Here is a 14091-nt window from a genome sequence, read left to right as displayed (position 1 = left end):
ACAGCCCTTGTCAGTAACCCATTGCCGAGGAAGTGCTGCGCCTCGGATCTGCGCCACCTGAAACAGTGCCGTTCTCTCCAATCATAATACTCTGAATCGCACCCATCGCCGAACGGCTCACCACTTTGTGTCCCCTTTTTTCCAGCATTTGAACGGTATCCGGGCTGATTCCCTGTTCAATACGGATTTCATCTGGCAGCCATTGGTGGTGGATGCGTGGTGCACTGACGGCAGTCTGGATGTTCATACCATGGTCGATCACATTCATGATCACCTGCAAGGTTGTCGTGATAATCCGTGAGCCGCCGGGGCTGCCGGTGACCAGAAAGTTCTTTCCGTCCTTGCGAACGATGGTCGGCGACATGGAACTGAGCATACGTTTTCCGGGCTCTACCTTGTTGGCTTCACCGCCAATGAGGCCATAGGCATTGGGCACGCCTGGTTTGGCGCTGAAATCGTCCATTTCATTATTGAGCAGGAAGCCGGCGCCCTGCACGGTGATGCCGGAACCGTAACTGAAATTGATGGTGTAGGTGTTGGATACCGCGTTGCCCCATTTGTCCACAACGGAGAAGTGGGTGGTTTCGGGGCTTTCATAGGGGCCTGGCTGTCCGGGCTTGATTTCGCCGGACGGCCGGGCTCGCATCGGGTCGATGGTTTCACGGAGTTCTTTGGCGTAGGCCTTGCTGGTCAGGCCCTGTAAGGGCACATCTACGTAGTCGGTGTCTCCGAGATACTTCGAACGGTCCGCGTAGGCTAGCTTCATGGCCTCGGCCATCAGGTGAATGGTGTCCGCGGAATTATGGCCTGATTCAGTAATCGGGTAGCCCTCGAGAATGTTCAGGATCTGAACGATATGCGTGCCGCCCGAAGAGGGTGGAGACATGGAGTAGATATCGTGTCCGCGATAGGTTCCGTGTACCGGGGCGCGGACCACTGGTCGGTAGTTTTTTAGATCCGCTTCACTAATCAGTCCGTCATGGCGACGCATTTCTTCCGCGATTAATTGCGCGGTTTTACCCTCATAGAAGCCTTTTACCCCCTGGTCTGAGATACGTTGGAGGGTATTCGCAAGGTCCGGCTGCCTGAAGCGCTCTCCGGGCTGCCAGGCAGAGCCATCGTCTTTGTAGAAAGTGCTCCGGGTAGCCGGCCAGCGTTCCAGCCGGTCCCGGGCTTGTTCCAGCCCTTCTGTGAAGCGTTGTGGGACGATGAATCCTTCCCGGGCCAGCTTGATGGCCGGTGACAGTGCCTGTTTCAGTGATACGGTGCCGTGCCTCTCCAGTGCCAGTGCAAGTCCGGCCACCGTACCGGGTACACCTGCCGCCAGGTGTGTAAAGCGGCTGCGATTCTTCACGACCTCGCCCTGGTCATCCTGAAACATGGTTTCGGAGGCTGCTGAGGGGGCTTTTTCCCGATAATCGATGGCCTCCGGGTCACTGCCGTCGCCCTTTGAAATGAGCATGAAACCGCCACCGCCAATATTGCCGGAGCGAGGCTGGGTCACCGCGAGCGCAAAACCCGCAGTAACAGCGGCATCTATGGCATTGCCGCCGTCCTTCAGGACCTTGAGCGCGACCTCTGTCGCCAGGGTGTGGCTGGTCGCCACCATGCCCTGGTTTGCGACAGCCGGGTGGAAGCGCTCGCCTTCCAGGATGGCCTGGCCGAAAGCCTGGGGGATGCCGGCAAAAGCGAAAATCAGTGCTATGACGCAGAAGCGGCCTGAGCGCCTCCAGAGACCCGGTTTTCCGATTTGCCGGTGCAGGTAGTTGTCCATGTTTCTGTTCCTCGTTTCTGGCGTTCAGATAGGCTATGATAGCCGGTCATTTTCATAGGTGCGTACCGTTTACCTGACGGGAATATCGCCAGGGGGTCTACTTCGCACCTGCTTGCCCGGATTTGAGTTAAGGAAAGGCTTTCATGGAGCATACCTATCGTCTTGTGATTTCCTGCCCCGACAGGGTTGGAATTGTCGCCAAGGTGAGTAATTTTCTGTCCACCTACAACGGCTGGATTACTGAGGCGAGCCACCATTCGGACACCCAGACCGGCTGGTTCTTCATGCGTCACGAAATCAAGGCCAGCTCGATTCCTTTCGGTCTGGACCAGTTCCGCGCGGCGTTCGAGCCTATTGCCCGTGAATTCAACATGAACTGGCACATTGCGGATTCGGCCCAGCCGAAGAAAGTCATCCTGATGTGCAGCAAGGAATCCCATTGCGTGGCAGACCTGCTTTATCGCTGGCACAGCAAAGAGATCAACGCCGAGATTGTGGCGGTGATTTCCAACCACGACGATCTGCGTCGCATGGTGGAGTGGCACGAGATTCCATATCACCACGTGCCGGTGAGCAAGGAAAATAAAGATGAAGCCTTTGCCCACATAGACGACCTGTTCAGGCAGTACGATGCCGATGTGGTCGTGCTTGCCCGGTATATGCAGATCCTGCCTTCCGGGTTGTGTGGTAAATACGCGGGCAAGGTTATTAATATCCATCACAGCTTCCTGCCATCGTTTGCTGGGGCCCGTCCATACCACCAGGCCTACAGCCGTGGCGTGAAGCTGATTGGGGCCACTTGTCATTACGTTACTCAGGATCTGGACGAAGGTCCGATTATTGAGCAGGACGTGATCCGGATCACCCATAGGGACTCCATTGAAGACATGGTTCGCCTCGGGAAAGATGTGGAAAAGAATGTGCTGGCCCGTGGCCTGCGTTCCCATATCGAAGACCGGGTGATCACCTACGAAAACAAGACAGTGGTTTTTGATTAAGGCTGCCTCACAGTTGCCCCGATGAGGGTGCGATTGTGGTAGACTTCGCGGCTTATTGAAGAATAACTACGGGGCCCCGAAAAGGTCCTGACACGACTTCCAGATAACGCAAAGGAACCTTTCTCGATGGGTGAGTTAGCCAAAGAGATCCTGCCGGTAAATATTGAAGACGAGCTTAAACAGTCCTATCTCGACTACGCCATGAGCGTCATCGTCGGCCGGGCGCTGCCAGATGTGAGGGACGGCCTCAAGCCGGTACACCGCCGTGTTCTGTTCGCCATGTCCGAGTTGAATAACGACTGGAACAAGGCCTACAAGAAATCCGCCCGTGTGGTGGGTGACGTTATCGGTAAATATCACCCGCACGGTGATTCTGCGGTCTACGACACCATCGTTCGTATGGCCCAGCCGTTCTCCCTGCGCTACCCGCTTGTGGATGGCCAGGGTAACTTTGGTTCCATCGACGGTGATAACGCGGCGGCCATGCGTTATACCGAAATTCGCATGGAGAAGATTGCCCACTCCTTGCTGGCGGATCTTGAGAAGGAAACGGTGGATTTCGTCGATAACTACGACGGCACCGAGCGTATTCCTGAGGTACTGCCGACCCGGGTTCCCAACCTTCTGGTGAACGGGTCTTCCGGTATTGCCGTGGGTATGGCTACCAATATTCCCCCACACAACCTGAGGGAAGTCGTGAGCGGGTGTCTGGCGCTGATCGACAACCCGGACCTGTCCATTGACGAGTTGATGGAATTCATTCCCGGCCCGGATTTCCCGACCGAGGGCATCATCAACGGTCGCGCTGGCATCGTTGAAGCTTACCGCACGGGTCGTGGCCGCATTTATGTTCGTGCCCGTCATGAGATTGAGCACGACAACAAGACCAACCGCGATGCCATCATTATCAATGAGCTGCCGTATCAGCTGAACAAGGCGCGCCTGATCGAGAAGATCGCTGAGCTGGTGAAGGAAAAGCGCCTGGAAGGCATCACCGAGCTGCGGGATGAGTCGAACAAGGAAGGCATCCGGGTGGTGATTGAGCTGCGCCGTGGTGAAAATCCGGAAGTGGTGGTCAACAACCTGTTTGCCCACACTCAGCTGCAAACAGTATTCGGCATTAACATGGTTGCGCTGATCAACGGCGAGCCGAAGACGCTGAACCTCAAGGAAATGCTGGACGCGTTCGTACGCCATCGCCGTGAAGTGGTGACACGCAGGACCATTTTCGAGCTGCGTAAGGCTCGTGAGCGTGGCCATATTCTTGAAGGCCTGACGGTTGCGCTGGCCAATATTGATGAAATGATTGAGCTGATCAAGGCATCCCCGAGCTCGGTGGAGGCCAAAGAAAAGCTGATGTCGAAAGGCTGGGGCCCTGGCGATGTCCTGGCCATGCTGGAACGTGCAGGTGAAGACGCCTGTCGTCCGGACGATCTGCCGGAAATCTTCGGCCTGCGTGAAGGTCTTTACTACCTGTCTCCGGAGCAGACCCAGGCCATTCTGGATATGCGCCTGCATCGTCTGACCGGTCTGGAAACCGAAAAGCTCCAGAACGAGTACAAGGAAATTCTGGAGAAGATTGCCGGACTGCTTGAAATTCTGGCGGATCCGGATCGTCTGATGCAGGTGATCCGTGAAGAGCTGGAGGCCGTGGTAAACGAGTTCGGCGACGATCGTCTTACCGAAATTACCAGCTCACAGCGCGATCTGACGATTGCCGACCTGATTGATGAAGAAGACCTGGTGGTGACTATTTCCCACAGTGGTTACGCCAAAACGCAGGCCGTTGAGGATTACCAGTCCCAGCGTCGTGGTGGCCGGGGCAAGGCAGCTACGTCGATGAAAGATGAAGATTTCGTTGAGAAGCTGCTGGTGGCCAACTCCCACGACACCATTCTGTGCTTCTCCAACCGTGGCAAGGTTTACTGGTTGCGGGTGTTCGAGATCCCAAGGGCCAGCCGTGCTTCGCGCGGTCGACCGATGGTGAATATCCTGCCGCTGGACGAAGGCGAGCGTATTACGACCTTCCTGCCAGTGCGTGACTACCCCGAAGACCAGTTCGTGCTGATGGCGACCTTCAATGGTGTGGTCAAGAAGACGCCTCTGCCGAATTTCTCGCGTCCGCGCAGCAGCGGTTTGATCGCCCTGTCCCTGGATGAAGGGGATACCCTGATTGGTGCCGCTATCACCAAGGGCGACGCGGAAATTATGCTGTTCTCCACCGCAGGCAAGGCCGTGCGCTTCAATGAGGAAGCTGTACGCCCGATGAGCCGGACCGCTCGCGGCGTTCGCGGCATCAAGATGGCTGGAGGGCATCACGTTGTCTCCCTGATTATTCCCCAGGAAGATGGGGTAATCCTGACGGCCAGTGAGAATGGCTACGGTAAACGGACTACCTTCGAGGAATTCCCCACGTACGGCCGGGGCAGCCAGGGCGTTATTGCCATGCAATGTTCCGAGCGTAACGGCAACCTGGTCACTGCGCTGCAGTTGTTCGATGGTGACGAGATGATGCTGATTTCCGACAAGGGCACGCTGGTGCGTACCCGTACGGACGAAGTGTCTGTCCTGAGCCGGAACACGCAGGGTGTGCGTCTGATCAAGCTGAGCCAGGAAGACGAACGCCTGGTGGGCGTGGAGCGGATTGCCGAGACCGACGCTGAAGATATCGACGGTGCTGAGGTCGACGGTGAGGAAGCCGGAACTTCGGATGAGAACAGCACTGAAGGCAGCTCTGAAGAAGGTGCCGGCGAGGAATAAGCCGGCACTGCCACAGACCGAATCAGTAAGACTTGAGAGATCACAGGATCATGAGCAGGGCGTTTAACTTTTGTGCAGGCCCGGCAACCTTGCCGGAAACCGTGCTGCAGCAGGCACGTGATGAGATGCTGGACTGGCACGGTACCGGCATGTCCGTGATGGAAATGAGCCATCGCAGTGATGAGTTTGTACAGATTGCCGAAACTGCCGAGAAAGATCTGCGTGAATTGGCCGGCGTATCCGATGACTATGCGGTACTTTTCATGCAGGGTGGCGCTTCAAGCCAGTTCTCTACCATTCCGCTTAATCTGTTGGGCAACAAGACCTCCGCGGATTATGTGAACACCGGAATCTGGTCCAAGAAAGCGATTGCTGAAGCCAGGCGTTACGGCGACATCAACGTGGCGGCGAGTTCAGAAGACAGCGGCTTTGCCACCATTCCGGATCAGGCCAGCTGGCAAACCAGTGCCGATGCGGCCTATCTGCATTACACGCCAAACGAAACCATTGGTGGTCTGGAGTACGATTTTGTTCCGGACAGTGGTGATGTGCCGCTCGTGGCCGACATGTCTTCGACCATGCTGTCACGCCCGGTGGATACCTCAAGGTTTGGTCTGATTTACGCGGGCGCGCAGAAGAACATCGGGCCATCCGGTCTGGTTGTGGTGATTATTCGGAAGGACCTCCTGGGCATGGCCCGAAAGGAGACTCCGACAATGATGAATTACCAGGTGATCGCGGATAACGACTCTATGTACAACACGCCCGCTACCTATTCCTGGTATCTGGCGGGGCTGGTGTTCAAGTGGCTGAAGGCCCAGGGTGGGGTAAAAGCCATGGGAGAGATTAACCACCGCAAGGCTAAAAAGCTTTACGATTTCATTGATACCAATGATTTTTACGCCAACCCGATCGATCCCCGTTTCCGGTCCTGGATGAATATACCGTTCACTCTTGCCGATGATGCGCTGAACGCTGATTTCCTCAAGGGCGCGGACGCCCGCAGGTTGCTCAATCTCAAGGGGCACCGTTCTGTCGGTGGTATGCGTGCAAGCATCTACAATGCCATGCCTGAAGCCGGAGTCGATGCCCTGATTCAGTATATGAAAGAATTTGCGAAGGAGCGTGGCTGATCATGAGTGACGAACAGGTTCGCCTGGGCGAACTCCGTGATGAAATCGATCAGCTTGATCAAGAGATCATGAACCTGATCAGCGCCCGCGCCCGCTGTGCCCAGGAAGTGGCTCACGTCAAAATGGGTGCCAACCCCGGGCAAGACGTATTCTTCTATCGTCCAGAGCGGGAAGCGCAGGTGTTGCGGCGTATCAAGGACGCAAATCCGGGACCGCTCTCAGGCGAGGAAATGGCGCGGCTATTTCGCGAAATCATGTCCGCCTGCCTGGCTCTGGAAAAGCCGATGCATATTGCCTTCCTGGGTCCGGTTGGGACGTTTACCCAGGCCGCTGCCCTGAAGCATTTTGGCCACTCTGTTGTCAGCGTGCCGCTTCCCGCTATCGATGCCGTGTTCCGGGAAGTGGAATCTGGTGCAGCTCATTACGGTGTGGTGCCGGTCGAGAACTCCACCGAGGGCATGATTAACCATACCCTGGATATGTTCATGTCGTCGCCGCTGAAAATCTGTGGTGAGGTTCAGCTGCGCATTCATCATCATCTGCTGGTATCCCCGAAAAACAAGGACCAGGAAATTACCCGGATCTACTCTCACCAGCAATCCTTTGCCCAGTGCCGGCAGTGGCTGGATACCCATCGTTACGGTATTGAGCGGGTAACCGTGTCCAGCAACGCAGAAGCGGCTCGGCGCGCTGCTGAAGAGCCGGGTACGGCTGCCATTGCTGGCGATATGGCTGCCGAACTCTATGGTTTGGAAAAGCTTGCCAACAGTATTGAGGACAGACCGGACAATACCACCCGATTCCTTATTATTGGTCGGGAAGAAGTGCCGGCCAGCGGTCAAGATAAATCCTCGATTCTGGTCTCCATGCGCAACAAGCCCGGCGCGTTATACCAGCTTCTTGAACCGTTCCATAGCCATGGCATCAGTCTGACCCGCATTGAAACCCGTCCATCCCCGAGTGGCACCTGGGCCTATGTGTTCTACATCGATTTTGAGGGGCACATGGAAGACGAACGGGTGAGCAAGTTGCTGGCAGAAGTGGATGACGAGGCGGTAGAACTCAAACGACTGGGTTCGTATCCGATCGGCGTTCTTTAAGAACAGGTTGTCGAGGAATGGCTATGGCGATTGATTATCAGGGCCTGGCGGTAAAAGGGGTTCAGGCACTGTCTCCTTACCAGCCAGGCAAACCGATTGATGAGCTGGCACGCGAGCTGGGGCTGAACCCGGCGGAGATCATCAAGCTTGCCAGCAATGAGAATCCGCTTGGCCCCAGCGATAAAGCGCTGTCGGCGGCAAAGCAGGCTCTGTCAGAGTTCTGCCTCTATCCCGACGGCAACGGATTCGAGCTCAAGCAGGCGTTGGCTGCCCGCTTAGGTGTTGAAATGAGCCAGATAACCCTGGGTAATGGCTCCAACGATGTGCTGGAAGTGATCGCCCGGTGTTTTGCCGATAGCGATTCCGAGGTTATTTTTTCCCAGTATGCGTTTGCCGTCTATCCGATCGTTACCCAGGCTATCGGCGCCAGAGGTGTGTCGGTGCCGGCGCAAGACTGGGGGCATGATCTGGACGCCATGGCGGCTTCGGTTACCGACCGCACACGCCTGATTTTCGTTGCCAACCCCAATAACCCGACAGGAACGGTTCATGAAGCCCCTGCGATTGAGGCTTTTCTGGAGAAGGTCCCCGCCAATGTGCTGGTGGTGCTTGATGAAGCCTATTGTGAATACCTTCAGGGCGAACAATATCCTGATGGCATCAAGCTGCTTTCCCGTTTTCCCAACCTGATTGTCAGTCGGACTTTCTCCAAGGCGTGGGGGCTGGCAGCACTGCGTGTGGGCTATAGCATCAGCTCCCCGGCCATTGCAGATATATTGAACCGCGTGCGTCAGCCATTTAACGTGGACACCATTGCTTTGGCAGCGGCAACCGCGGTTTTGGGTGATGAGGCTTACCTTGAACGCTCCCGTGAGGTTAATACGGCCGGTATTCGTCAGCTGGAGCAGGCGTTTGACGCCATGGGCCTATCCTATATTCCATCTGCAGGGAATTTTATTGCGGTCGATGTGGGAGAGAAAGCGCAGGAGATCTATCAGGCGCTGCTATCCCACGGCGTGATCGTGCGTCCGGTCGCGGGTTACGGTATGCCGCAGCACTTGAGGGTGTCGGTCGGTTTGCCGGAAGAGAACGAGCGGCTTGTTGAGGCGTTGAGCCAATCGCTGGAATCCGTGGCGGGGCAGGGAGTCTGACGTGTCTGGCCAAAAGCCACTGTTCCAGAGAGTTGCGATTATTGGTCTCGGTCTGATCGGAGGCTCACTGGCCAGTGCTATTCGTCGTCATGGCCTCGCGGTTACGGTCGTTGGCGCGGATAGACGGGTTGATGAACTGGCCCTGGGCAAGGAGCTGGGGGTTATCGACGAAGCCGCTTCCTCTGTTGAAGAGGCGGTAAAGGGCAGTGATCTGGTGGTGCTGGCAGTTCCGGTGCGTGCAACGCGAGCGGTGCTCGCCGAGATCAAACCCTGGCTCGGGCCTGAGTCGGTGCTGACGGATGTCGGTAGTACTAAGTCCAGCTTCGTAGCCGACGTCGAGGCGGTGTTCGGTTCGCTGTCACCACGTGTTATCCCCGGGCACCCGATTGCGGGTTCCGAGAAGAGTGGTATCCGGGCCGCAAACCCGGAGCTCTTCGTTAATCACAAGGTTATTCTCACGCCCGGAGATGGCGCCAATCAGTCAGACGTTGTCCGTTTGAAGGCGCTCTGGGAGGGTTGCGGCGCCACCGTGCTCACCATGTCGGTGGCATACCACGACGAGGTTCTGGCAGCGACGAGTCATCTGCCTCATCTTATTGCTTTCTCTCTGGTGGATACGCTGGCTGGCGAAGACCAGAATATGGACATTTTTCGCTATGCTGCGGGAGGTTTCCGCGATTTCACCAGAATTGCTGCCAGTGATCCGGTGATGTGGCACGACATATTCCTGTCTAACCGTGACGCCGTCCTCCGGGTGATTGATCACTTTACTCATGACCTCGACCAGCTACGCACTGCTATAGCCCAACAGGACAGTGGCACCCTGTTGCGGGTTTTCAGTCGCGCCAAGGCGGCGCGAGAACACTTTTCCAAGATGCTTTCAGGGCAGGCTTACGTGACAAACAACACTGAGAAACAGGTAACGTTCCGTCTTCAGCCGGGTAATGCTGTTTCCGGAGATATCCGGGTGCCGGGCGACAAATCCATGTCGCATCGCTCCATTATGCTGGGCGCTCTGGCTGACGGCATTACTGAGGTCAAGGGGTTCCTTGAGGGTGAGGATAGTCTCGCTACCCTCCAGGCGTTCCGTGATATGGGTGTCACCATTGAGGGACCGGACGACGGATTTGTTCGTATCCATGGCGTTGGTATCAATGGTTTGCAGGCGCCGCGTGGCCCTCTGTATCTGGGTAATTCCGGTACCGCCATGCGCTTGTTTGCCGGCTTGCTGGCGGCGCAGCCATTTGACTCGGAGCTGACAGGGGATGTCAGTCTTTCCAAGCGCCCCATGGGTCGGGTGGCTGATCCGCTTCGGGCAATGGGTGCGGTGATCGATACTGCCGAGGGCGGACGCCCGCCGTTGAAAATCCGCGGTGGTCAGAGCCTGACCGGTATGCATTATGAGATGCCGGTGGCCAGTGCCCAGGTTAAATCCTGTCTTTTGCTGGCAGGGCTGTATGCAGAGGGCCGCACCTCCGTCACGGAACCGGCACCAACCCGTGACCACACCGAGCGTATGCTGTCAGGGTTTGGCTATGATGTGCACCGTGATGGTTCGACGGCCAGCTTGAGTGGTGGCGGAACGTTGACTGCCACGAACATTGATGTTCCGGCAGACATATCGTCCGCTGCGTTTTTCCTGGTTGCTGCCAGTATTGCGCCAGGATCTGACCTCATTCTGCGCCACGTCGGCATGAACCCGACCCGTGTCGGTGTCATCAATATTCTTCGCCAGATGGGCGCCAATATCGAGGTGCTCGACGAGCGCGAGATTGGTGGCGAGCCAGTGGCTGATTTGCGGGTCCGTTCCGCAGACCTGAAAGGCATTGATATCCCCGAAGATCAGGTGCCACTTGCGATTGATGAGTTCCCGGTTCTGTTCGTTGCCGCTACTTGTGCCAGTGGTCGCACTGTTCTGCGCGGGGCTGAAGAGCTTCGGGTTAAAGAAAGTGACCGCATTCAGGTGATGGCAGACGGGCTTGCCGCGCTGGGTGTCGAGTCCGAAGTGACTCCGGATGGTATTGTTATCGAAGGCGGCCAGACCATCGGTGGCGGTACCGTTAACAGCCATGGGGATCACCGTATCGCCATGTCTTTTGCGGTTGCCTCGCTGCGAGCGGCGGGTGAGATCGAAGTGACTGACTGCGCCAATGTGGCAACGTCTTTCCCTGGTTTTGTGGAACTTGCCCGGGGAACCGGGATCAATATTTCCGCCGAAGGAGCCGAATAATGTCCGACCCAAAGGCGCCAGTTATTGCTGTCGACGGTCCCGGTGGTTCCGGCAAGGGCACGATTACCCAGATGCTGGCTAAAAAGCTGGGTTACCATTTGCTGGATAGCGGAGCGCTGTATCGATTGACTGCATTGGCGGCGGTTCGCCAGGGCGTTTCGCTGGATGACGAGGCAGGTCTCGTGCGTGTGGCGGCATCGCTTGATGTGGCGTTCGAGCCGACGCCTGCCGGAGAGCCCGCAAAAGTCATCCTGGCGGGTGAAGATGTCACGTCGGAAATACGCGCCGAAACGTGCGGCAATAACGCCTCGCGGGTTGCGGTCATGCAACCGGTTCGTGATGCACTGTTGCAGCGGCAACGGGATTTCCGGAAGACGCCGGGACTGGTCGCCGACGGCCGTGATATGGGTACGGTGGTTTTCCCGGATGCTCCGGCAAAGATATTCCTTACGGCCAGTGCTGAGGAACGTGCCCGCAGGCGTTACAACCAGTTGAAGGACGCAGGTGTCGATGTTAACATTGATGCCCTTTTAGAGGAGATAAGGGTTCGCGATGAGCGGGATATGAACCGTTCTGCAGCCCCCCTCAAGCCTGCGGATGATGCGCAAGTCATTGATTCGACGGGCTTGAGTATAGAAGAGGTGTTGGACAGGTGTATGGCCGCAGCAGGTCAGGCCTGACTACACCTTTTTGTCGTTGAAATGCCGGACGTGGCGTTATCGGCCAGCCACTGGCCACATCCGGACATTACTAACAGACCGTGTTGCTGGCGGCACGGAGCGTACTTGCGTTGATCATATAGGACTCATAATGAGCGAGAGCTTTGCGGATCTTTTTGAAGAAAGCCTAAAAGAAATTGACATGCAGCCAGGTTCCATCGTCCAGGGAACCGTTGTGGATGTTGATAGCGACTGGGTCACCGTTAACGCCGGACTTAAGTCCGAAGGCGTTATCCCCGCCTCCCAGTTCCTGAACGAAAAAGGCGAGTTGGAAGTTGCCATCGGCGATGTCGTCGATGTGGCTCTTGATGCGGTAGAAGATGGTTTCGGTGAAACCCGTCTGTCCCGTGAGAAGGCCAAGCGTGCAGAAGCCTGGAAGGTACTTGAGAAGTCCTTCGAAGCTGAAGAAGTGGTCAAGGGCATCATTAACGGCAAGGTCAAGGGTGGTTTCACCGTAGATCTGGCTGGTATTCGCGCCTTCCTGCCGGGCTCCCTGGTAGATGTTCGACCGGTTCGCGATACTGCGCACCTGGAGAACAAGGAACTCGAATTCAAGGTTATCAAGCTGGACCAGAAGCGTAACAACGTGGTTGTTTCCCGCCGCGCCGTTCTGGAAGCTGAAAACAGTGCCGAGCGCGAAGCTCTGCTGGAAACCCTGACTGAAGGCCTGACCATCAAGGGTATCGTCAAGAACCTGACCGACTACGGCGCGTTCGTAGATCTGGGCGGTGTTGACGGCCTGCTGCACATTACTGACATGGCCTGGAAGCGCATCAAGCATCCGAGCGAAATCGTCAATGTGGGCGATGAGATCAACGTTAAGGTTCTGAAGTTTGACCGTGAGCGCAACCGCGTATCTCTGGGTCTGAAGCAACTGGGTGAAGATCCATGGGTCGACATCAAGGGTCGCTATCCGGAAGGTATGAGGGTTACAGCACGCGTAACCAACCTGACCGATTACGGCTGCTTCGCTGAGCTGGAAGAGGGTGTTGAAGGTCTGGTTCACGTGTCTGAAATGGACTGGACCAACAAGAACATTCACCCATCCAAAGTCGTTCAGGTCGGCGACGAAGTGGGTGTGATGATTCTGGACATCGACGAAGAGCGTCGTCGTATTTCCCTGGGTATCAAGCAGTGTGTGTCTAACCCATGGGAAGACTTCTCCAGCAACTTCAACAAGGGCGACCGTATCTCCGGTAAGATCAAGTCAATCACTGACTTCGGTATCTTTATCGGTCTGGACGGTGGCATCGACGGTCTGGTTCACCTGTCTGACATCAGCTGGAACGAGACTGGCGAAGAAGCGGTTCGTGAATACAAGAAGGGTGACGAGGTTGAAACCGTTATCCTGTCTGTTGATCCGGAGCGTGAGCGCATCTCCCTGGGTATCAAGCAGCTCGAAAGCGATCCGTTCGCTGAGTTTGTGCAGCTGAATGACAAGGGCTCTATTGTTAAGGGTACCGTGTCTGCTGTTGACGCCAAGGCCGCGACTATCGCTCTGAACGACGAAGTTGAAGCTGTACTGAAGGCCTCTGAAATCAGCCGCGACCGCGTTGAAGATGCACGCAACGCGCTGAAGGAAGGCGAAGAGGTTGAAGCGAAGATTATCAGCATCGACCGTAAGAACCGCATCATCAACCTGTCAGTCAAGTCCAAAGATGTTGAGGACGACAAACAGGCTCTGGAAGGCGTGCGGGCCAAGACTGCTGAAACAGCTTCTGGTGCGACCACCATCGGTGATCTCATCAAGGAGCAGATGCAGCAGCAGAACGCCAACAAGGACTGATATTTCCGGTTGGTAAGAAAAAACGGGCTCTAAGAGCCCGTTTTTTTTGTGTTTTTTTCTGGTTTGGCTAAACTAGTGTCATGGGAATCCGGTAACCGACGGCCGAATAATAATGATAGAGGGAAACGCCTCATGACGAAGTCCGAACTGGTCGAGCTGATTGCTTCAAAACAGACGCAGCTCTCCGTTAAAGATGTAGAATTGGCAGTGAAAACCGTTATCGAGCACATGTCTCAATCGCTTGCCGATGGTCAGAGAATTGAGATCCGGGGGTTCGGTAGTTTCTCCCTTCATCACCGGGCTGCTCGAACCGGGCGAAATCCCAAGACCGGTGAAGCTGTCCAGTTACCCGCGAAGTATGTGCCGCATTTCAAGCCGGGCAAAGAGCTGCGGGAACAGGTTAACGACAGCTTGAAGAAGGGCTTTTAAGGCCTGATCAG

At 56.0% G+C, this 14091-nt stretch carries 10 protein-coding genes; 9 read left to right on the top strand and 1 reads right to left on the bottom strand.

Going from position 1 to position 14091, the window contains the following annotated elements:
• Nucleotides 1-10: 10 nt before the first annotated feature.
• Entirely contained in the window at nt 11-1774 is a 1764-nt protein-coding gene (gene ggt / locus KFJ24_RS07745; RefSeq protein ID WP_250830494.1) for a gamma-glutamyltransferase, read from the bottom strand.
• Nucleotides 1775-1917: 143 nt separating this feature from the next.
• Here ggt and purU point away from each other — a divergent pair, with 143 nt between their 5' ends.
• The 9 genes from purU (at nt 1918) to KFJ24_RS07700 (ending at nt 14080) form a co-directional block, all read left to right on the top strand.
• Nucleotides 1918-2772 (top strand): formyltetrahydrofolate deformylase, encoded by an 855-nt coding sequence (gene purU / locus KFJ24_RS07740; RefSeq protein ID WP_250830493.1) that lies wholly within the window; start codon nt 1918-1920, stop codon nt 2770-2772.
• A gap of 126 nt (nt 2773-2898) precedes the next feature.
• The gene (gene gyrA, locus KFJ24_RS07735) at nt 2899-5532 is read left to right on the top strand and encodes a DNA gyrase subunit A (RefSeq protein WP_250830492.1); all 2634 of its coding nucleotides are present in this window, start codon (nt 2899-2901) and stop codon (nt 5530-5532) included.
• A gap of 50 nt (nt 5533-5582) precedes the next feature.
• Nucleotides 5583-6665: a 3-phosphoserine/phosphohydroxythreonine transaminase gene (gene serC, locus KFJ24_RS07730; RefSeq protein ID WP_250830491.1), complete on the top strand. Its 1083-nt coding sequence runs from the start codon at nt 5583-5585 to the stop codon at nt 6663-6665.
• Nucleotides 6666-6667: 2 nt separating this feature from the next.
• The gene (gene pheA / locus KFJ24_RS07725; RefSeq protein ID WP_250830490.1) at nt 6668-7765 is read left to right on the top strand and encodes a prephenate dehydratase; all 1098 of its coding nucleotides are present in this window, start codon (nt 6668-6670) and stop codon (nt 7763-7765) included.
• A gap of 23 nt (nt 7766-7788) precedes the next feature.
• Complete coding sequence (gene hisC / locus KFJ24_RS07720; RefSeq protein ID WP_250830489.1) at nt 7789-8916, top strand: histidinol-phosphate transaminase; 1128 nt, start codon at nt 7789-7791, stop codon at nt 8914-8916.
• Nucleotide 8917: 1 nt separating this feature from the next.
• Complete coding sequence (locus KFJ24_RS07715) at nt 8918-11146, top strand: bifunctional prephenate dehydrogenase/3-phosphoshikimate 1-carboxyvinyltransferase (RefSeq protein WP_250830488.1); 2229 nt, start codon at nt 8918-8920, stop codon at nt 11144-11146.
• A complete protein-coding gene (gene cmk / locus KFJ24_RS07710; RefSeq protein ID WP_250830487.1) occupies nt 11146-11826 on the top strand; it encodes a (d)CMP kinase in 681 nt (226 codons plus the stop codon). Before KFJ24_RS07715 ends, cmk begins: the two co-directional genes overlap by 1 nt.
• Nucleotides 11827-11956: 130 nt before the next feature.
• A complete protein-coding gene (gene rpsA, locus KFJ24_RS07705) occupies nt 11957-13651 on the top strand; it encodes a 30S ribosomal protein S1 (protein ID WP_250830486.1) in 1695 nt (564 codons plus the stop codon).
• Nucleotides 13652-13783: 132 nt separating this feature from the next.
• A complete protein-coding gene (locus KFJ24_RS07700) occupies nt 13784-14080 on the top strand; it encodes an integration host factor subunit beta (protein ID WP_250830485.1) in 297 nt (98 codons plus the stop codon).
• The last annotated feature ends 11 nt before the right edge of the window (nt 14081-14091 follow it).

Source organism: Marinobacter sediminum, assembly GCF_023657445.1.
Taxonomy (GTDB): Bacteria; Pseudomonadota; Gammaproteobacteria; order Pseudomonadales; family Oleiphilaceae; genus Marinobacter; species Marinobacter sediminum_A.
This window is presented reverse-complemented; position numbering and strand designations above follow the sequence as displayed.